The organism is Brevundimonas sp. DC300-4 (assembly GCF_049897365.1).
Lineage (GTDB): Bacteria > Pseudomonadota > Alphaproteobacteria > Caulobacterales > Caulobacteraceae > Brevundimonas.
On record NZ_JAFCWC010000008.1, the window covers coordinates 117,856 to 136,219 of the forward strand.

Below are 18,364 nucleotides of genomic sequence, written 5' to 3' on the forward strand. Positions count from 1 at the left end.
GATTCACGCTTTCGACAGAAGCACGAAGCAGTTCCGTCTCAAACGATAAGGCCCTAGAGGAAGCCCAGCCCCCGCGTGACCATGTTCCTGAGATTGGGGAAGATCAGGTCGAGGTTGGTTTCCGACACCCCCATCCAGCGGCCAAAGGTGGCGGCGTACTGATCCACCGAAGTGGTCGGGATCATGTAGGCCTGGGTCATGTCCGGGTTGCGGAAGGCCGTGCCCTGATCGATCCCGACGGTCGGGAACTGGCCGTAGATGTCGCCGCCCCGGACCGAGCCGCCCATGACCAGGTGATGCCCGCCCCAGGCGTGGTCGGTGCCGTCGCCGTTGGTCGTGAAGGTCCGCGAGAAATCCGACGCGGTGAAGGTGGTCACCGCCTCGCGCATGTTGACGCCGCCGAGATTGCCCAGGACCTCGTCGAAGTAGGCCAGGGCGTTGGCGACCTTGGACAGGTTGTTGGGCTGGGCGGTATTCTGAACGTCGTGACTGTCCCACCCGCCGATACTGACGAAGAAGACCTGGCGTTTGACGCCCAGGGTGGGGGCGGCGGCGATCATCCGGGCGACGGTCTGGAGCTGGACCGCCAGGGTGTTCGTCTCGGTCGCACCGGTTATCGGGTTGCGATAGGCGGGGACTGCCGGGACGCTGGTGACTGCGGAGGAGGTGAAGACGGTGTTCAACGATCCCGCCGCGCCGATCGAGCGTCCGGTCGTGGTGGCGTAGTCGGCGGCGAACAGGCTGGCAGATGAGGTGTCGCGGACGATGTCGCTCACCCTGCTGGGGGCGACGGTGGAGCCGAACAGGCTGGTCCCCGTCTGACCGTTGATGACGACGGCCGGCTGGGCCCCCGTGCTCATCTGGTACTGGACGACGTCCTGGCCGGACAGGAAGACGGCGTTGCCGGCCGTGGAGACGGCGGTGAACAGGGCGTTCGTCCCGTTCATTCCGGTCAGAAGATCGCTGAACGAACCGCCCCAACCGCGCTGGGCGCCCTCGGTGCGGCCGGCCTGCCAGGTCGATTGCTGGTCGTTGTGCGAGAAGAGGTTGGTCGGCAGGGTGACCGAGCGAGCTTCGTACTGGGCGCGCGTGACCGGCCGGACGAGGGTGCCGATATTGGCGACGACCGCCAGGCGACCGGCGTCGAACACGGTCTTGGCCGGGCCCATGTGCGGATGCAGGCCGAAGGTTCGGGTCGAGGCGTTGGTGCCGGCCGGAACGGCCTGGATCGTCCGGGGAACGATCGGCAGGACGCCGCCCCAGGCGTCGGGCGACGCTGCGGTGGCGACGCGGCCGGTCAGGGGGTTGGTCGCGCCCACCGCTGTCGGCGCCGTACCGACGGGCATCAGGGCGATCGGATCCACGCCGGTGTTGCGGGCGGTGAAATAGCGGGTCCAGCTGTCCTGGTCGGTCGCCAGCACCATGTTGTTGGCGTCGTTGCCGCCGAACATGAAGACGCAGACCAGGGCCTTGTAGTCCGGGGCGCTCTGGCTGACCGCGGCGCCGGCCGCGGCCAGTTGGGCGGCGAAGGGCGCGGCGGCGCCGAGCATCGACAGGCCGCCGCCGATGCGCAGCAACTGACGCCGGGTGTGGATTCCGTGGCTCATCGCTGCACCAGATATTCGGGCGAGACCATCGTCATGTAGACTGCAAGCTTGGCCCGGTTGAGTTTGGCAGTGGCGATCGTCGCCGCATTGTTCGCGGTGGGCGCCGGAATGACGACGCTGTTCACGCTCTCGACAATGCGGGCGCGAAGCGAGGGGCTCATCTGGCCGTAGAGCAGGAGCAGGTCCATCCGGTTGACCAGGGCGTTGGCGTCGTCCGCGATGGCGACCTCGTTCGTATAGGCCGAGCGGACGTCGGAACCGGAGCCTATGCCCGTGCCGATCGCCGTCTGCATGGTGTTGGCGTAGCCGGCGACAGTGACCTCGTCGACGATCTGGAACTCCGGCGCCGTCAGTCCCTGCGCGCCCAGGCGGGTGTTGGGCGGGATGTAGCCCGGCCGGTAGAAGTTGAAGACCGAGGGCGAGGCCAGCGCCGACTGTCCCAGCGACGTGTTCGCGCTGGTCGAGGTGATCAGATAGTTCCCGCTGACGGACGTCGCCCCGAAGGCCCGCATCCAGTTGGTCACTCGGATGACAGGTTCGCGCAACTTGCCGTAGCCCGGCGTTGAGGCCAGGGACTGGTTGCGCGCCTCGGAGTCCATCAGGATCGCCCTGACCACGGCTCTGAGGTCGCCACGCACGCCCGCGCCGTTGTTGCTGAAGATGGCCGAGCAACGCCCGACATAGCCCGGCGTCGGATTGGAGGTCACCAGCCGCTGGATCAGGCGCTGGCACATGAACGGCGGCACGTTGGGATGGTTGAAGATCGTGTCCAGCGCCACGCCGAGATCGTTCGGACCGTTCGCCGCCCCCGCCGGAAGGGTCACGCCCAGGAAGGTCTTGGCCGTGATCGAGTGATAGTTCGCATAATAGATCATCGGCCGCACCGAGGCGTCGACGTTGCGGGATCCGCCGAAGAAGGTGGTGTTGGTCGGTGTCGGGCTGTACCAGCTGTAGCCGGTGAAGACCTTGGCCAGGTTGGAGATGTCCTCCGAGGTGTAGGTCGGGATCGTCGCCCCGGCGCCGTCGCGGCGCAGGGTACCGTCGGCGTTCAGCTGATAGACGCCGACAGACATCAGCTGGAGGACCTCGCGGGCGAAATTCTCGTCGGGCTTGCGGCCCGAGGCGAGGTCTTCCCGCTGGTTCGCCAGATGCGTCAGGTAGCGCCCCATCATCGGATGCAGGGCCACCTGCCCCAGCAGGGTGCGGTAGTTGCCGAAAGCGTTGGTCCCCAACATGTCATAGTAGGAGGCCGCGCCGCGCGTATCGATTGCGTTGTCCAGCAGTGAGATTACGAAGATCTCAGACAGGGCCAGTTTCATCCGCTCGCGCAGCTGGGCCTGGCTGGTGGCGGCGTAGAGCCAGTAACTTTCATAGAACTGGTTCGCGCTGAGCGTGGCCGTGGGATTGGTCAGCTGGATCTGGGCCAGGCGATTGTCCACATAGGCCATATGGGACGACGAGACCGCGTTGAGCTGGCCTTCCAGATAGGCGCCATAGCCCTTGGCAAGGACCGTCCTGATGTCGTTGTCGGTCGGTCCGAACGTGACCTGGGTCAGGAATCGCGCCGCCGATTCGGCCGTGGCCGGGTCGTTCTCGACCGGCGTCGTTCGTTCGCGGGCGTCGCCAAAGACGGACAAGGCCCCACCCTCGCCGCACGAGGCCAGTCCGACCAGAAGCATGGCGGACAATGCGCAGGCGCGCAGGCTGTTGATCATGAAATCAGGCAAGAACGGCCCCCCGACCAGCGTCACTACATTGGAAGTAAAGCGACGACTTCTCGTCGCTTTACACCGACACGGTGCATTATTCCCCAATAGCGCCTTCACGTCTTCGTGCAAAATTTTCCGATCGACGGGGCCTCTCGCCAAATTCCGGCGGCCTGCCTACACAGGCTGGAACAAGCGTTTGGGGGAATCGTCTTATGCTGATGCGTGTTGTGCTGAGCGCCGTGGTGGCGCTGTCCGTGGCCGGTACGGCATGGGCCCAGACTGCGGCCCCGCCGGAGCCGGCAATTGCTCCCGCCGCACCGCTGGCGGACGAGGCCGAGACGGCCGGGTGGGACGTACAGAACCCGCCGGGCCCTGCGCACGACGCGGCCATCGACGTTACCGAAGGCACATGGATGGCGCTGGACGTCAGCCCGGACGGCCGCGAGATCGTCTTTGACCTGCTGGGCGACATCTACGTCATGCCGATCGGCGGCGGCGAGGCGCGGGCCATCGCATCCGGCGTCGCCTGGGACATGCAGCCGAAATATTCGCCGGACGGAACGAAGATCGCCTTCACCTCCGACCGTGACGGCGGCGACAATATCTGGGTCATGAACCGCGACGGGTCGAACCCGACGCAGGTGTCGGACGAGAGCTTCCGTCTGCTGAACTCGCCCGACTGGTCGCCGGACGGCGAGTTCATCGTGGCGCGCAAACACTTCACTTCGTCCCGATCGCTGGGGGCCGGCGAGATGTGGATGTATCACCGCTCGGGCGGCGGCGGTGTCCAGCTCACCACGCGGCGGACGCAGCAGAAGGACTCCGGGGAACCCGCCTTCTCGCCGGACGGCCGCTATCTGTACTTCAGTGACGACAACACCGCGGGCGAGGTGTTCGAATACTCCAAGGACGTGAACACCGAGATCTATGTGATCCAGCGGCTGGATCGCGAGACGGGCGAGGTCGAGGAGTTCCTCGGCGGGCCGGGCGGATCGATCCGCCCGACGCCGTCGCCCGACGGCAAGAGTTTTGCCTTCGTCCGGCGCGTTCGCTACCAGTCGACCCTGTTCGTAATGGACATCGAGAGCGGACGCGAGACGGCGATCTATTCCGGTCTCGACCGCGACCTGCAGGAGACCTGGGCCGTCCACGGCGTCTATCCGGCGATGAGCTGGACGCCCGACAACTCGGCCATCGTCTTCTGGGCCGGCGGCAAGATCCGCCGCATCGACGTCGCCTCGCGCGAGGTCGCGGACGTCCCGTTCCACGTCGCAGACACCCGTCGCGTTGAGGAGGCCGTGCGCTTCCCGGTCGATGTGGCGCCCGACACGTTCGATGTGAAAATGGTCCGCTGGGCGCGGACGTCTCCGGACGGATCGCGCGTGGTCTATGAGGCCCTCGGCAATCTGTGGATCAAGGACCTTCCGAACGGGACGCCGCGTCGCCTGACGCGCCAGTCGGACCATTTCGAGCTCTATCCCGCCTGGTCGCGGGACGGCCGGTCGATCGTCTACACGACCTGGGACGACGAGGATCTGGGGACCATCCGCGTGATACCGGCCAGCGGCGGCGAGAGCCGCGTCGTGACCTCGCATCCGGGCCACTACATCGAGCCGACCTTCTCACCGGACGGGCGGACCATCGCCTATCGCAAGGTTGCGGACGGCTTCCTGACCTCTGGCCTGTGGAGCCGCGAACCGGGCATCTACCGCATCCCGGAAGCCGGCGGCGAGGCCACCTTCGTCACTGATGACGGCGTCGCGCCCCAGTTCGGCGCCTCGAACGACCGCATCTATTTCACCGGCCGGGTGGAGCGGAACTCGGCGTTGAAGTCGGTCGATCTGGGCGGCCACGACGAGCGGGTTCACCTGACCTCGGAATGGGCGGCGGAGTATGTGCTGTCGCCGGACGAGCACTGGATCGCCTGGACCGAACGCTTCAACGCTTTCGTGGCGCCCTTCGCCCGGACCGGGCGGCCGGTGACGTTGTCGTCGGACGGCAAGGCCCTGCCGCAGACGCGGTTCACGCGCGATGCAGGGGACTGGCTGCACTGGTCGGGCGATAGCCGCCGTCTGAGCTGGTCGCTGGGGCCGCAGCTGTTCAGCCGCGACTTGAATCAGGGCTTCGCCTTCGTCGAAGGCGCGCCGGCCGAGCTGCCGAAACCGCCGGAAAGCGGCATCAACCTCGGCTTCCAGCAGGTCGCTGATCGGCCCGAAGGACGCCTGGCCCTGACCGGCGCGCGGATCGTCACCATGAACGGCGATACGGTGATCGAGGACGGAGTCATCGTCACCAACGGCAACCGCATCGAGGCCATCGGCGCACGCGGCGAGGTGACGATTCCGGCCGGGGCGACTGTCGTGGACGTGACCGGAAAGACCATCATTCCCGGCCTGGTGGACGCTCACTGGCACGGCTCGATGGGATCTGACGAGATCATCCCGCAGCAGAGCTGGGTGAACTATGCGGCGTTGGGCTTCGGCGTGACGACCATCCACGATCCGTCGAACGACTCATCGGAAATCTTCGCCCATTCCGAGCTGGCCCGCGCCGGCCGGGTGGTCGGGCCGAGGATCTTCTCTACCGGCACGATCCTGTACGGGGCGGCGACGCCGATCACGGCGGTGGTCAACAGTCTGGACGACGCCCTGTCGACGCTGCGGCGGATGCAAGCGATCGGGGCCTGGAGCGTGAAGAGCTACAACCAGCCGCGTCGGGAACAGCGCCAGCAGATCATCGAGGCCGCGCGCCAGCTTGGCATGAACGTCGTGCCGGAAGGCGGGTCCCTGTATCACCACAACATGAGCATGGTGGTCGACGGCCACACGACGATCGAACACTCGATCCCGCTGGCCAACCTCTACGACGATGTTCACGACCTGTGGAGCCAGTCGGATGTCGCCTATACGCCGACGCTGATCGTCGCCTATGGCGGCGCCTTCGGCGAGAACTACTGGTACCAGGAGAGCGAGGTCTGGAACCATCCGATCCTGACGCAATATGTGCCGCGCCGCCTGCTGGACGCCCGCGCCCGGCGGCCGGTCACCGCGCCCGAGGGGGAGTGGAATCACATCTCCATCGCGCGCGAAGCCAAACGCCTTCTGGACCTCGGCGTGATCGTTTCGACCGGCGCCCACGGCCAGCGTGAGGGCCTGGGCATGCACTGGGAGATGTGGATGATGGCCCAGGGTGGGATGACGCCGTTGGAGGCGCTGAGGGCCGGCACGCTGAACGGGGCGAGGGCGCTGGGGCTGGATCGGGATGTGGGCTCGCTGCAGGTCGGCAAGCTGGCCGATCTGGTGGTGCTGGACTTGAACCCGCTGGAGAACATCCGCAACACCACCTCGGTCCGGTACACGCTGGCCAACGGCCGCCTCTACGACGACCACATGAACGAGGTCGGGCTGCGGGAGCGGGCGAGGGCGCCGTTCTGGTTCGAGCGCGAGGGCGACCAGGGCTTCGCGGTCGGCTCCACCCACGCGCAAGGGCACGGCCACAACGGGGACTGAGTCGCCGTTCTGAGACATGATCGCTGGTTCCGATCCGCGAGGATCGGAACCGGCGAGTGGCCTACAGACAGGGCCCCCACATGAAGGCGACGGTCCCCACGACTCCCAGCGCCGTGTAGGCGGCGGCCGCGACTACGACGAGGGCGGCGAAAATCTTCAGGGCGCCGCCCCTGCTGCGCTGGACCGCGAAATAGAGTTCGAGCAGGGTCAGGGGGATCAGATAGCTGCCGAAGGTCATGAGGCTGTCGATCGGGCCGCTCATGTCTTTCGTCAGGCCTGCGGGGCCCTGGTTGACGATGACCCAGCCCATCAGGCCCACGCGCAGGAACCAGACGCCGCTGACCACCATGAAGGTCCGCATGGCCCATATCCGGTGCGGCTCGAAGCGTCGCTTGATCGCATTGCGCCAGGCGAACCCTGCGAACACCAGGATGAGCAGGGCGTCGATCAGGATGGCGACGTTCGAGATGACCGACAGATAGGTCCCTCGCACCAGAGCCAGCCAGATGCCGCTCAACGCCATGAAACCGGCGATGACGAGAAAGGTTCGGCCGGTCCAGCGGTGCAGGCCGGGCAGTCTGCGGCGGATCGCGGGGAGCAGCTGCATCAGCCCGCCGAGCGTCACCACGGCGGCCAGCAGGACGTGGGCGGCGAAGATCAGATTGCCGGTATCGTCGCCCTCGATATAGCCGTCGATCAGCGGCTTGTCGTTCCAGCCGGAGAAGTCGCCGGTAACGGTCCGCACCCCGTAGAAGGCGACGATGAAGCCGATGAAGCCCGTCTGGCCGACGGCGGCGACGATGAACCAGAGCATGCCCGACCAGCGCAGCGCTTTCGAGGCGAGGCCGCGCGAGGGCGGCGTTTGAACAGTCGTCGACATGGAATCTCCCGAGGCCTCCGATCGAGGTCATCGACAGGCATGCGGGCGTCGCCGCGCCGGGGTCTCGCCGATTTGGAATTCGGCCAGAAGTTCTTGTTTCGCCGGCGCGCCCCGGTCATGAAAAGGCGTCCCCGGGGAGGACCGGATGTTCACCACGACGCCGTTCAGCAGCTCGACAGCGATGGGTGCGAGCGAACAAGGCCCCGGCCGATCGCCGGGTCGGCTGCGGGTCTATGCGGCGGTCGCGGCGGGGTCGTTCGTCAGCTACATCCTTCACAGGCTCACCACGGGTGATGTCTCCACGGCCTTCGCGGTGTTCGGACTGGGGGCCTGCGGGTGGGCGTGGCTGCTGACCCGGGCCCTGTTCGATTCCTCCACGCGTGACGCGTGGTGGCCGCGCATCGTCGTCCTGTTCGTCGCGGTGAGCGCCGCTGTCGCGGTGCTGGCCCCATCCGGAGGCGCGGCGTCCCGGGTGGCCGGGAACCTCTATGCGATGAGCGGATCGGCCGCCCTGCTGCTCACCTTCGTCGAGCCGTTTCATCTCTACAGGCGCGACCTGCCCGCCGGAGAGAAGCGGTTCCGGCTCGCCTTCCTCGGGACCTATGCCGTGCTGGTGGGGGCGTCGGTCCTGGGGCTCTGGGCCTCGGGAGATGGGCCGGACGACGCGCTTCGCGACAATCTGATCAAAGCCGCCTGCGCCGTGGTCGGTCTCGGTGCGGCGATGGCGGCAGTGTGGTTCCGGCTGCGCCACCCTCTCGCGGAACCGGTGGTCTCGCCGATCCGACGCGCGACGACGGAGGAGGACCGGCGACTGGCCGACCGGTTGGTGCGCCTGCTGCAGACGGAAGCGATCGACAGCGCGCCGGACCTGCGGATCGGCGACGTCGCGGCGCGGCTCGGGGAGCCGGAATACAGGGTCTCGCAATGTATCAGCGCGGCCCTGGGGTTCGCGAACTTCAATCGCCTGATCAATCATCATCGCGTCGAGCGGGCTAAGGCGCGGCTGGCCGACCCGGCAGAGACCGGTTCGATCCTGGAGATCGCTTTCGACTGTGGCTTCGGGTCGATCGGTCCCTTCAATCGGGCCTTCAAGGACCAGGTCGGCACGACGCCCCGGGCCTTTCGCAGGGCCGCCGTCCGGAGCCGGTTCGAAGGCGCTTGAGCGACGGTGCGCTCTGATCCGAAGGCGGGGCTCTGTCAGCGTCCTGTTGCCGACGCTGGCCGTCGCCGGAGAGCCAGGCCTGCGCAGATGGACCCGTCGCCCGCGATCGACTGGAATCCGGAGCAGCGCAAGGACACCGCCGTGGGGTCGCGGACCGGCCCGTTTGGTTTGCGCAATTGGCGCAGATCCCCAACGAGGGAAACCTCAGCAGAAAACTCCACCGTCCAGTGATCCGGTTTCCGGGGGGCGGATCACTCAACACCAATTCCTACCTCGAGAGAGGTTGGCCAGAAGGGGGGCATTGGTAGGCGGCAAGGGTCGCCAGCGTCAGGATGTTTGAAACCGAGGCTCCGAGCCTGCAAATCTGAACCGGTTTGCTGAGACCGTATAACAGGGGGCCGATCACGGTGCCCCTTCCCATGGCCTGGACAAGCTTTGTGGAGATGGTGGCGGAATGAATGGTCGGCATGATCAGCACGTTGGCGGGCTCGCTCAATCGCTGGAACGGATAGCTGGCCCAAAGACCGTCATCCAGGGCGACATCGGGCGGCATCTCACCCTCATACTCGAAATCGACCGTCCGCTCGTCCATCAGCGTCACGGCGCGTCGCACGCGCGCCGGCTGCTCGCCGCGCGGATGGCCAAAGCTGGACGACGAGAGAAACGCGACGCGCGGAGTATGCCCCATGCGACGCACAGCGGCTGCGGCCTGACACGCAATCTCCACCAGGTCTTCCGGCGTGGGCAGTTCGCAAATCGAGGTGTCAGCGACGAATATCGTACGCCCTCGCTCCAGCAGTACGGAGAGCCCCAACATGCGGCCCCCCGCTGCGGGGTCGATGGCTCTTGAGACATCCTCTAGGCACTGATCAAAGTTGCGAGTCACGCCCGTAACGAGCGCGTCGGCGTCGCCAAGCGCCACCATGGCGGCCGCGAAGCTGTTGCGATCGACATTGACCAGACGCTGAACATCGCGGCGCAGGTAGCCCTCGCGCTGTAGTCGTCCATACAGAAAATCGACGTAGTCGGTGTTTCGCTGCGACAGTCGGGCGTTGACGATCTGAACGCTTGCGCCGACGTCGTCGAAGCCGAGATCGAGAGCATTGGCTCGAATGACATCATCGCGACCCAGAAGGATCGGCGTCCCCAGACCTTCGGCGCCGAACGCGTATGCCGCCCGGATGACGGCCGGCTCTTCGCCCTCGACGAACACGACCTTCTTTTTGGGTGCTGATTGCACGCTGGCGGTAATGGTCTGAATAAAGCCCGCCGACGGATCCAGGCGACGCCGGAGCGAGGCCCGATATTCGTCCATATCCGCGATCGGCCGCCGGGCAACCCCGGTCGCCATCGCAGCCTCGGCGATAAAGGGCGGCACAAACCAGATCAGACGGGGGTCGAAGGGCGATGGAATGATGTAGTCGCGGCTGAATTTCAGCTTCTTGCCCTGGTAGGCGAGAGCGACTTCGTCCGGCACGTCCTCACGCGCCAACATGGCCAGGGCCCTCGCCGCCGCGATCTTCATCTCGTGATTGATGGCGCTCGCCTGGACGTCCAGAGCGCCCCGAAAGATGTAGGGGAATCCGAGGATATTGTTGACCTGGTTGGGATAGTCGGACCGGCCCGTGGCGACGATCGCGTCGTGCCGAACCTCCAGGACCTCCTCCGGCGTGATCTCCGGGTCCGGGTTCGCCATCGCAAAGATGACCGGGTTGGCGGCCATGGAAGCGACCATGGCCTGGGTCAGGACCCCTTTTGCAGACACGCCGATGAACACGTCGGCCCCGACCAGGGCATCGGCCAGGGTCCTGTGCGGGGTGTCCGTGGCATGGACCGCTTTCCACTGGTCCATGCCGTGAGGCCGGCCGCGATAGACGACCCCGTCTATGTCCACCAGGGTGGTGTTCTCGGCCCGGACGCCCAGCGCCTTCATCAGGGTGATGGAGCCGAGCCCGGCCGCCCCGGCGCCGCACAGGACCAGCTTGACGTCCTCCAGTCGGCGGCCCGTGACCTCGCAGGCGTTGATCAAACCGGCCGAACAGATGATGGCCGTGCCGTGCTGATCGTCATGGAAGACAGGAACGTCGAGCAGATCCTGCAACTGCGCCTCGATCCGGAAACAGTCGGGGCTCGAAATATCCTCCAGGTTGATGCCGCCGAAGGTCGCGCCGATGTGGCGGACGACCTCGATGAAGGCGTCGGCGTCCTCGGTGGCGACCTCGATGTCGAAGGCGTCGAGGTCGGCGAAGCGTTTGAACAGGACCGCCTTGCCCTCCATCACGGGCTTGGAGGCGAGCGCGCCGAGATTGCCGAGGCCGAGGATGGCCGTTCCATTGGAGATCACGCCGACCAGGTTGCCCTTGGAGGTGTAGTCGTAGGCGGCGGCCGGATCGTTCGCGATGGCCAGAACCGGCGCGGCCACGCCGGGCGAATAGGCCAGGCTGAGATCACGCTGCGTCGCCATCGGCTTGGTCGCATTGACCTCGATCTTGCCGGGTCGGGGGCAACGGTGGAAATCGAGCGCTTCCTGGTCGGCGCGCGCGCGGCGGTCTTGAGGCGTCATGGCGGGGACTCTTTCAGGGGGCGGGCTTGGCCACGCCCCAAAGAACGCCGACCACGGCGCCCTTAACGATCGGCAACATGAACAGCATCAGGGCGGTCAGGCTGGGCAGTAGAACGGCAAGCACGAGCCCGGGCGGCCAGGTGAAGATGACGTGGAAGGCCAGCAACGGACCGACCACGAGATGTCCTACCATCAGGATGGTGAAATACGGTGGCGCGTCGTCGGCAGGATACTGGCCGTTGTCATGACCACAGATCTCGCAGATCGGCCGGATCTTCAGGTACGCGCGGAAAAGCCGGCCCTTCCCGCAGTTTGGGCATTGACCCCGAGCCCCGCGCTTGAGGCCGGCGAAGGGGCTGCGTCTGACTGGCGCGTCGTCGGTCATACTAGCCGTTCCGGCGAGCAAGCCCCACAACCCGCACTCTCGGCGGAATCGGGAGCGTCCAGAGATGCCAGGGAAGTGTTGGTTGATGATCGCGTGTCGGCCAGGGCTTTCTGGTTGCGCAGGATCAGACGCACCCCGATGCCTCGCCCGGCGCTCGGAGACCCGTCGGCTATCAGTTCGACACCCGCGATGGCGAAGGCTTGCAGCACCTTCTCCAGGCTATCGACGATGACCCTCACGGACCCCTCGGATCGCTCCATCCGCTGGACCGTCGGGAGCGACAGGCCCGCAAGACTGGCGAGTTGTTTCTGATCGATGCCGAGCAGTGCTCGGGCCGCACGAACCTGACTCCCCGAAATCATTGGTCCGGACCCCAGCGACGGTCCGGATGGCGAAAGGACAGGCTGTTTGTCCGGGCGTCAGACATCCCCGGTCTCGTCGTTCTGCGCCTGGGAGGCGGCATTCTGGAATTGAAGCGCGATCATGATGGCCTTGAACGGCCTCAGCGCGCCCAGGCTGAGGATCGCCATCATGGGCAGCCAGAAAGCGAGTTCCAGCCAGGCGGGGGGGTGAAACGTCATCTCGGTGAACAACAACCCGAAGCAGCCGATCGCGCCGACGCTCAGGAGGATGAAAACGACGGGGCCATCGCCCGGATCAGCCTTGGCGAGGTCGAGTCCACATACGGTGCAGTTTGGCCGTATCGTCAGGAATCCGGAGAAGATCGCTCCTGTTCCACACCGCGGGCACCTGCACCTTGCCCCCGCGAAAAAAGGATTGGGACTCTTCACGACAGACGCTCCACACCGGAAAGCGGTTTGATCCCGCGAGGAGACATATGTGCCTCTTATAATGATGTTTCAAGCATCACTGATGATATTTTACATCACATTTCCCAATGGCGCAGGTCGATCTCCAGCCCGGGGGCGAGACCGACCCGGAGCGCGCTTGCACCTCGTGAGGCCGAGGGTCTAAACATCAGTATCGATATCTAGGATATCGACTTTTCTATCTCTCATGAGGGTGACATCGTGGAAATCACGCGCCGGCTGATGGACATGAAGCAGGCAGTGAAACTGCTGGCCGACGAACTGCTGTTCGAGGGCTATGCCGTGTCTCGCGACTATGGGTCAGTCTGCCGACCCGGGCTGGCGCTCGTCACAAACTGGCGGATCATCTTCCTCGACCCGGACACCGGCCTGTCCGCAATCCCCATTTCACGCGAAGTCGAGGTCGAGCGCGCCACGCCGACGACTTTGATCATCACGGCCTGGCACGACCGGATGGTTCTGAACTTTGATGGTCCCTCGGCGCTGGAATCCGTCAAGAGCCTTTTGAAGCAGGCCCCGGGGTGGGCCAGCGCCGGTCTCGACATGTCGAGGACTGGCATCGGCCAGATGAGGCACGAGTGGAGAGACATGGTCATCGACGGCGGCGTGACGGTGCGATCCGCGTCCGCCCGGCCGGCATGATCCGGTTGATGATGCTCCACACATCATTATAGACCGACCCATGATCACAGGTTCTCAGATGAAGGCCGCCCGCGCGCTTCTCGGTATCGACCAGAAGGAACTCGCTCGCCTGGCGCAACTGTCGCTCCCGACAATTCAGCGCATGGAGGCGAGCGCGGGTGTCGTGCGGGCTGTCGTCGACAGTCTGGAGAAGGTGATCAATGCGCTGAACGAGGCCGGGGTAGAGTTGATTGCGGCTGGAGGACGGAGCGAAGGTTCCGGGCGAGGCGTGCGACTTCTGGAACGTGATTAGCCGATGGCGATCCGAGACCTGGCCGGGACCCGCCGACCGTGGGCGACGGGGGTGCGATGTCGGCACGGCAAACGACCAGAGTGTTGCCGATGTCCATATCCAGGACCGGGACGACCTTAGGCACGAATCCGGCGACGCGCATGATCCGTCTGATGACATAGACGGGCCAGGCGTTCTGACTGTCGGCTACATTCCAGACCACGACGCCGGCGGGCGCAACGGCTCGCCGCAAGGCCTCGCCAACCTCGGCGGCGAACATGGAGTCGGGAATCTCGGTCCCACGGAAGATGTCCACGGCGACGGCATCCCAGCGACGCGTGTTCGAACGCAGGAAATCGACCGCGTCGGCGCATATGCACTCGACCTCGTCGGGCATATGAAACCAGTTCCGAGCGATCTCGAAAACCGTCGCGCGGTTGTCGATCGCCGTGACCGCCCGTCCTGCCCGGCTGAAGCGGGTGGCCAGAGCGCCCCCGGCGGTTCCAAGAAGCAGCAGGCTCGATGCACCGGTCATCTGCCGCTCCATCGCGGCGATGTAGCCAAGACGGTTCTCGCCGTTGACGTCGACCTCCGTATAAAGGGCTGGACCATCGAAATAGCGGCGGGCGCCATCCCTCAGTGATTCCGTAACGCGGATCGAATGCCCGCCATCGTTGACCTCGTGGACCACGATCATGTGCGTCAATCCCCAGCCGTTTGCGCATCAACCTTGCAGGCAAAGCACTATGTTATGATATCTTGTGTATCACTTATAATTTATAAAATGTGCAAGCGCCGTTGTCAGATTTCTTGTTGTTTGGTCGAGGGATAAGTCTCATGCCCAGCGGAGAGCCTCCCCGATGATGCAGTACGACCGCCGGGTCCGGGTTCTCGCCGCGTGCTTTTCGTGCGTCGCGGGCTATGTCGACTCGATCGGCTTCCTGATGACGGGCGGCTTCTTCGTCTCGTTCATGAGCGGAAACTCCACCAGATTGGGGATCGGTCTTGCAGACGGATCGTCCACGGCGGGTTTCGCAGCCGTGCTGCTGGCAACCTTCGTAATCGGGGTGATGCTGGGCGCACTCACCGGTCGTATCGCCAAGGCCCGTCGTCGCCCAGCCGTCCTCGGCCTGGTCACGGTCTTGCTGGCCACGGCCTTGCTCGCTCACATGCTCGGCGCCGGTGTTCTGGCGGTGATCCCGATGGTGCTGGCCATGGGCGCGGAAAACACGGTCTTTGCCGAGGATGGCGAGGTCAGGATTGGCCTGACCTATATGACCGGAACACTGGTGAAACTCGGCAAGCGGCTCACGGCCGCGCTTCTGGGCGGCGATCCCCTGGGCTGGGCGCCGTTCCTGTTGCTTTGGCTTGGCCTTCTGACCGGCGCTGTCACGGGCGCGCTGGCGTACAGAAGCTTTGGGGTCCACGCCCTTCTCGGAGCGGTGCTCATCATGGCGACGCTGACGCTCGTCACAGCCAGGCTGGATCTCGATCGCGGCCGGTGACGGTTCGGTATCGCCCACCGCGATCTCGCAAGGCGCCGGGGCGCTGCGGCACGGCCATCAATGTGAGACGCCGACCGGCAGATGGGCTTTGTCGTGACGGCCGACGCGGTCGACCAGAGTCCGGCCGGCGGCATTCATGCCGATCACCTCCACGTCTGTCCCCTGGCGGCGGTAGCGGAAGACGACCTTGTCCACGGCGGCGACGCCGGTCAGGTCCCACAGATGGGCGTCGGTCATGTCGATCTCGACCCGCGTCGGATGGCCATGATGTTCGAAGGCGGCGGCGAAGACATCGGCGGATGCGAAGAACAGATTGCCGGTCACGCGGTACCGAAGTCGGCCGTCCTCCGGCGTCTCGATCTCCTGGACGACCACAGTCTTGCCGACCTTGCGCATGAAGAAGACGGCGGAGAGGATAACGCCGAGGACCACGCCCTTGGACAGGTCGTGGGTCGCCACCACCGTGGCTGTGGTCGCGATCATGACGATCGAGGACTGGAATGGGGTGGAGCTGAGCTTCAGCACGGACCCCCAGTCGAAGGTTCCGATCGAGACCATGATCATGACGGCGACCAGGGCGGCCATGGGGATCTGCGCGACCCACGGCCCCAGCACGAGAATGAGAAACAGCAGGAACAGCCCTGCCCACAGCGTCGAAAGCCGCCCTCGCGCGCCAGAGGTCACGTTGATGATCGACTGGCCGATCATGGCGCAGCCCGCCATGCCCCCGAACAGCGACGAAGCGATGTTGGCGATGCCCTGGCCGCGCGTCTCCCTGTCCTTGTCCGAAGGCGTGTCGGTGATGTCGTCGAGCAGGTTGGCGGTGAGCAGGCTTTCCAGCAGGCCGACGAAGGCCAGCGTCGCGGACACCGGCGCGATGATCAGCAGCGTTTCCCAGGTGAGGGGCACATTGGCGATATGGAACACCGGCAGGGTCGAAGGCAGTTGACCCATGTCGCCGACGGTGCGGACATCCACGCCGGTGACGACCACGAAGACGCTCAGGGCCACGATGGCGATCAGCGGGGCGGGCACTGCCTTGGTGATCAGTGGAAAGCCGTAGATGATCGCCAGTCCTGCGCCGACAAGGGCGAAGGTCTGCCAGTTGGCGCCGATCAGCTCCGGCATCTGCGCCAGGAAGATCAGAATCGCGAGCGAGTTGACGAAGCCTGTCATGACGCTGCGCGACACGAATTTGATGTACCGCCCCAGCTTGAAGATACCGACGATGATCTGGAACACACCGGTCAGCAGGGAGGCGGCAAAGAGGAACTCGATGCCGTGGTCACGCACGAGACCGACCATCAGCAGGGCCATCGCCCCGGTCGCCGCCGAGATCATGGCGGGGCGCCCGCCGACGAAGGCGATGGTCACGGCGATGACGACGCTGGCGTAGAGGCCGACGGCGGGGTCGACGCCGGCGATGATGGAGAAGGCAATCGCCTCGGGGATCAGGGCGAGCGCCACGACGGTGCCCGCCAGCAGATCACGGCGAGGGTTGGCGAGCCATTGCTGGCGCGCCGATGCGATAAGGGTCATGCAATTCAGTCTGTCGTTGGGAACGGCTCGCCCGCGGCGATGCGTCGTTCTCGTTTCCCGAGGGATCGGCGCCCGGGGTAGCCACCCGTCGCCGGGTCCTGATGACGACCGTGCAGATGCAGCATTTCAGGCGATGACGCAACTGAAGGGCCGACGTCGGGCGGCTTTCGCCTTGGCGGGGTTAACCTGTCAGCACCGTTCGCGGGGCCCTGCCGCCTCCGAGCCCTCTCGGTCATTGGAAATATCCGCCTCTAGCGAGGCCCACCCATCTCGTTCGCACGGGAAGTCAGTTCGTCGCGGAACTGCGGCGCGGCGAGGCATATGATGGCGCGAGCGCGCTCGGACGTGCTCAGTCCCTTGAGATTGGCGACGCCATATTCGGTGACGACCATGTGCACGTCATTGCGGGGTGTCGTCACCGGACCCGAGAGCCGTGGGACGATACGCGACACGGCGCCGCCCCTGGCGGTCGCGTGACAGGCGATGATCGACAGGCCGCCTTTCGAGAGATAGGCGCCGCGCACGAAGTCGAGCTGGCCGCCCGATCCGGTGAACTGGTGGCCGTTCAGGTGCTCGGAACAGCAGGCCCCGTCCAAATCGATCTCCAGCGTCGCATTGACCGAGACCATCCGTTCGTTCCGCCCGATGACATGGACATCGTTGACGTACGAAACAGGATGGGCCTCCAGGGCCGGGTTCTGGTCGAGGTATTCGTAGGTCGATCGATCACCCATGCAGAAGGCGAAGACGGACTTGCCCGGATGCAGGGTCTTCCTCGCATTGGTGACGACGCCGGCCTTCATCAGCTCGACCAGTCCCGGCGTCAGCATCTCTGTGTGGATGCCCAGGTCCGTGTGATCCTTGAGGGCGGCGCAGACCGCGTCCGGCAGGGCGCCGATGCCCATCTGAAGCGTCGCGCCGTTCTCGACGAGACCGGCGATGAGCCCGCCGATGACCGTGTCGGCCGGTTGCGGCGCGGCTTTGGCGACTTCCAGCAGCGCGACGGCGTTCTCGACCAGAGCGGTGACCTGCGAGACATGGACCGTGCAGTCGCCGAACACGCGCGGCATGTGCGGATTGACCTCAAGGATGACGCGTTTCGCCGTTTTGGAAACGGGCTGCGCGTAGTCGGTATTGGTGCCGAAAGAGAAGTTGCCGTCGGCGTCCATCGGCGAGACCGTGGCGATCAGGGTGTCAACCCCGATCTCCTGGCACAGCACACGGGGTGTTTGCTGGAACCCGGTCGGGATGAACTGCACCACCGACGGGCGACCGTCTTCGCGCGCCCGCGCATCCAGACGGCGCTCGATGGCGCTGTGGAACAGGCTGCACGGATGGATGCGATCCATGAGCTCGTAGCGAAGGACGGTGTCGCCCGCGATCGAGGTCGACAGCAGATAGTAGAGGCGAAGATCGTCGACCTGTCCGGCCTCGGCACGGTCCGCGAGCGCTTTCAGCAGGGCGGGCGGCTGGCCGACGCCCAGGGCCATGGCAATCCTGGCGCCCGAGGGGATCAGGTCGGCAGCATCGGCCGGGCTCATCAGGCGTTGGCGGTAAAGGGTGTCGATGGCGGTCAATGAGACGCTCCGGATTGAGGCCGACGTTGGACCCTCGCCGGGTTCGATGGAAGCGGCCTACCCACCCCGGTTCTTCACCAGATCATCGACCACCGACGGGTCCGCCAGGGTCGACGTATCCCCCAGCGACCCCAGATCGTTCTCGGCGATCTTTCTGAGGATCCGCCGCATGATCTTGCCGGACC

General features: G+C 65.3%; 16 protein-coding genes and 1 other annotated feature. Of the genes, 5 read left to right on the plus strand and 11 right to left on the minus strand.

Going from position 1 to position 18,364, the window contains the following annotated elements:
• Positions 1–53: 53 nt before the first annotated feature.
• Together ACP7AZ_RS13240 and ACP7AZ_RS13245 are read right to left on the minus strand one after the other, a co-directional pair.
• Positions 54–1,607, minus strand: a complete 1,554-nt coding sequence (locus tag ACP7AZ_RS13240; RefSeq protein WP_426039105.1) for a DUF1501 domain-containing protein — start codon at positions 1,605–1,607, stop codon at positions 54–56.
• Positions 1,604–3,334, minus strand: a complete 1,731-nt coding sequence (locus ACP7AZ_RS13245) for a DUF1800 domain-containing protein (protein WP_426039106.1) — start codon at positions 3,332–3,334, stop codon at positions 1,604–1,606. Before ACP7AZ_RS13245 ends, ACP7AZ_RS13240 begins: the two co-directional genes overlap by 4 nt.
• A 194-nt stretch (positions 3,335–3,528) precedes the next feature.
• On the opposite strand from ACP7AZ_RS13245, the gene ACP7AZ_RS13250 reads away from it, so the two are divergent.
• Positions 3,529–6,825 (plus strand): amidohydrolase family protein, encoded by a 3,297-nt coding sequence (locus tag ACP7AZ_RS13250; protein ID WP_426039107.1) that lies wholly within the window; start codon positions 3,529–3,531, stop codon positions 6,823–6,825.
• A gap of 61 nt (positions 6,826–6,886) precedes the next feature.
• Here the strand turns inward: ACP7AZ_RS13250 and ACP7AZ_RS13255 are convergent, their stop codons facing one another.
• Positions 6,887–7,705 carry a DUF2306 domain-containing protein gene (locus ACP7AZ_RS13255; RefSeq protein WP_426039108.1) on the minus strand — a complete coding sequence of 273 codons (819 nt, stop codon included), beginning with the start codon at positions 7,703–7,705 and terminating at the stop codon, positions 6,887–6,889.
• Positions 7,706–7,850: 145 nt separating this feature from the next.
• On the opposite strand from ACP7AZ_RS13255, the gene ACP7AZ_RS13260 reads away from it, so the two are divergent.
• Positions 7,851–8,867, plus strand: a complete 1,017-nt coding sequence (locus tag ACP7AZ_RS13260) for a helix-turn-helix domain-containing protein (RefSeq protein ID WP_426039109.1) — start codon at positions 7,851–7,853, stop codon at positions 8,865–8,867.
• 268 nt (positions 8,868–9,135) lie between these two features.
• Here ACP7AZ_RS13260 and ACP7AZ_RS13265 read toward each other — a convergent pair whose 3' ends face one another.
• The 4 genes from ACP7AZ_RS13265 to ACP7AZ_RS13280 are packed head-to-tail and all read right to left on the minus strand — an operon-like array spanning position 9,136 to position 12,606.
• Positions 9,136–11,430, minus strand: a complete 2,295-nt coding sequence (locus tag ACP7AZ_RS13265; protein WP_426039110.1) for an NADP-dependent malic enzyme — start codon at positions 11,428–11,430, stop codon at positions 9,136–9,138.
• A 13-nt stretch (positions 11,431–11,443) separates the two neighbouring features.
• The gene (locus tag ACP7AZ_RS13270; RefSeq protein WP_426039111.1) at positions 11,444–11,815 is read right to left on the minus strand and encodes a DUF983 domain-containing protein; all 372 of its coding nucleotides are present in this window, start codon (positions 11,813–11,815) and stop codon (positions 11,444–11,446) included.
• The gene (locus tag ACP7AZ_RS13275; RefSeq protein ID WP_426039112.1) at positions 11,812–12,177 is read right to left on the minus strand and encodes a helix-turn-helix domain-containing protein; all 366 of its coding nucleotides are present in this window, start codon (positions 12,175–12,177) and stop codon (positions 11,812–11,814) included. Before ACP7AZ_RS13275 ends, ACP7AZ_RS13270 begins: the two co-directional genes overlap by 4 nt.
• Before the next feature lie 57 nt (positions 12,178–12,234).
• On the minus strand, positions 12,235–12,606 hold the full coding sequence (locus ACP7AZ_RS13280; protein WP_425990508.1) for a DUF983 domain-containing protein: 372 nt from the start codon (positions 12,604–12,606) through the stop codon (positions 12,235–12,237).
• Between the two features lie 240 nt (positions 12,607–12,846).
• Here ACP7AZ_RS13280 and ACP7AZ_RS13285 point away from each other — a divergent pair, with 240 nt between their 5' ends.
• Positions 12,847–13,287, plus strand: coding sequence for a hypothetical protein (locus ACP7AZ_RS13285; protein ID WP_426039113.1), 441 nt, complete (start codon positions 12,847–12,849; stop codon positions 13,285–13,287).
• Between the two features lie 58 nt (positions 13,288–13,345).
• Positions 13,346–13,579 carry a helix-turn-helix domain-containing protein gene (locus ACP7AZ_RS13290; RefSeq protein ID WP_426039121.1) on the plus strand — a complete coding sequence of 78 codons (234 nt, stop codon included), beginning with the start codon at positions 13,346–13,348 and terminating at the stop codon, positions 13,577–13,579.
• Here ACP7AZ_RS13290 and ACP7AZ_RS13295 read toward each other — a convergent pair.
• Positions 13,485–14,255 carry a spermidine synthase gene (locus tag ACP7AZ_RS13295; RefSeq protein WP_426039123.1) on the minus strand — a complete coding sequence of 257 codons (771 nt, stop codon included), beginning with the start codon at positions 14,253–14,255 and terminating at the stop codon, positions 13,485–13,487. The two genes, ACP7AZ_RS13290 and ACP7AZ_RS13295, sit on opposite strands and share 95 nt — an antisense overlap.
• Positions 14,256–14,418: 163 nt before the next feature.
• On the opposite strand from ACP7AZ_RS13295, the gene ACP7AZ_RS13300 reads away from it, so the two are divergent.
• Entirely contained in the window at positions 14,419–15,063 is a 645-nt protein-coding gene (locus tag ACP7AZ_RS13300; RefSeq protein ID WP_426039114.1) for a YoaK family protein, read from the plus strand.
• A 57-nt stretch (positions 15,064–15,120) separates the two neighbouring features.
• Here ACP7AZ_RS13300 and ACP7AZ_RS13305 read toward each other — a convergent pair whose 3' ends face one another.
• The 3 genes from ACP7AZ_RS13305 to ACP7AZ_RS13315 all read right to left on the minus strand — a co-directional run.
• Positions 15,121–16,602 carry a SulP family inorganic anion transporter gene (locus tag ACP7AZ_RS13305; RefSeq protein WP_426039115.1) on the minus strand — a complete coding sequence of 494 codons (1,482 nt, stop codon included), beginning with the start codon at positions 16,600–16,602 and terminating at the stop codon, positions 15,121–15,123.
• A 51-nt stretch (positions 16,603–16,653) separates the two neighbouring features.
• Positions 16,654–16,704, minus strand: a sequence feature (sul1 is cis-regulatory element that is thought to sense ions involved in sulfur or methionine metabolism; They are found in Alphaproteobacteria).
• Between the two features lie 149 nt (positions 16,705–16,853).
• Entirely contained in the window at positions 16,854–18,179 is a 1,326-nt protein-coding gene (locus tag ACP7AZ_RS13310) for an acetyl-CoA hydrolase/transferase family protein (protein WP_426039116.1), read from the minus strand.
• Positions 18,180–18,236: 57 nt separating this feature from the next.
• A partial coding sequence (locus tag ACP7AZ_RS13315) for a hypothetical protein (RefSeq protein ID WP_426039122.1) occupies positions 18,237–18,364 on the minus strand: 128 nt, incomplete at its 5' end.

Excerpts from the sequence above, each read along its gene's own strand:
- ACP7AZ_RS13240 (WP_426039105.1), bottom strand. The coding sequence starts at position 1,607 with ATGAGCCACGGAATCCACACCCGGCGTCAGTTGCTGCGCATCGGCGGC.
- ACP7AZ_RS13250 (WP_426039107.1), top strand. The coding sequence starts at position 3,529 with ATGCTGATGCGTGTTGTGCTGAGCGCCGTGGTGGCGCTGTCCGTGGCC.
- ACP7AZ_RS13255 (WP_426039108.1), bottom strand. The coding sequence starts at position 7,705 with ATGTCGACGACTGTTCAAACGCCGCCCTCGCGCGGCCTCGCCTCGAAA.
- ACP7AZ_RS13260 (WP_426039109.1), top strand. The coding sequence starts at position 7,851 with ATGTTCACCACGACGCCGTTCAGCAGCTCGACAGCGATGGGTGCGAGC.
- ACP7AZ_RS13265 (WP_426039110.1), bottom strand. The coding sequence starts at position 11,430 with ATGACGCCTCAAGACCGCCGCGCGCGCGCCGACCAGGAAGCGCTCGAT.
- ACP7AZ_RS13270 (WP_426039111.1), bottom strand. The coding sequence starts at position 11,815 with ATGACCGACGACGCGCCAGTCAGACGCAGCCCCTTCGCCGGCCTCAAG.
- ACP7AZ_RS13275 (WP_426039112.1), bottom strand. The coding sequence starts at position 12,177 with ATGATTTCGGGGAGTCAGGTTCGTGCGGCCCGAGCACTGCTCGGCATC.
- ACP7AZ_RS13290 (WP_426039121.1), top strand. The coding sequence starts at position 13,346 with ATGAAGGCCGCCCGCGCGCTTCTCGGTATCGACCAGAAGGAACTCGCT.
- ACP7AZ_RS13295 (WP_426039123.1), bottom strand. The coding sequence starts at position 14,255 with ATGATCGTGGTCCACGAGGTCAACGATGGCGGGCATTCGATCCGCGTT.
- ACP7AZ_RS13300 (WP_426039114.1), top strand. The coding sequence starts at position 14,419 with ATGATGCAGTACGACCGCCGGGTCCGGGTTCTCGCCGCGTGCTTTTCG.
- ACP7AZ_RS13305 (WP_426039115.1), bottom strand. The coding sequence starts at position 16,602 with ATGACCCTTATCGCATCGGCGCGCCAGCAATGGCTCGCCAACCCTCGC.